The organism is Tepidimonas sp., from assembly GCF_046292505.1.
Classification (GTDB): domain Bacteria; phylum Pseudomonadota; class Gammaproteobacteria; order Burkholderiales; family Burkholderiaceae_C; genus Tepidimonas.
In genome coordinates this window covers 1-522 of record NZ_JBKBQX010000278.1, presented here as the reverse complement: position 1 = coordinate 522, position 522 = coordinate 1, and the positions used below count along the sequence as shown (strand labels likewise).

General features: G+C 69.3%; 1 protein-coding gene. It reads right to left on the bottom strand.

What is annotated here, in order from left to right; translation table 11 throughout:
* A partial coding sequence (locus ACK4TH_RS13260) for a hypothetical protein (protein WP_409627103.1) occupies positions 1-522 on the bottom strand: 522 nt, incomplete at both ends.

Sequence of the window (522 nt, the reverse complement as noted above, 5' to 3'; positions counted from 1 at the left end):
ACCCTGGCCAGCTGTGGCGGCTTCATCGCCGGAGAGCGGGCCCTGGTGGAACTTTTGACATACAGTGCTCCGGGCTTCGTCTATAGCGTCGGTATCTCGCCCCCTCTGGCGGCGGCCTCGCTCGCGGCATACGTACACGGCGTCTGGATCGCCGGTGGGCTGCTCAAGGGGGCCGACGTCGACGACCTCGTCCGTCGCGCCGCCGGCCGGCTGCGGGCGGTGGTGCTCCTCGGGCGCGACCGCGCGACGATCGCGGAGGCGCTCGCCCGACACGCGCCCGATGTCCCCGTGGTCGACGTGGCGGACACGGACACTGGGGCCATGGATCGTGTCGTCTCCCGCGCCGCCGAAGATCACGTCGCTGCCCAGATCGCTGCCGCTGATCCTGTCATTCCCGAGGCCGCCGAAGATCGTGCTGGACAGGGCGACGAAATCGAACGGCCCGCCCCGGTTGGGGTCGACGTCGATGTCGTCGTCGATGACGCTGCCGTAGATTTCGCTGGTGGCATTGGCGCTGCGGAT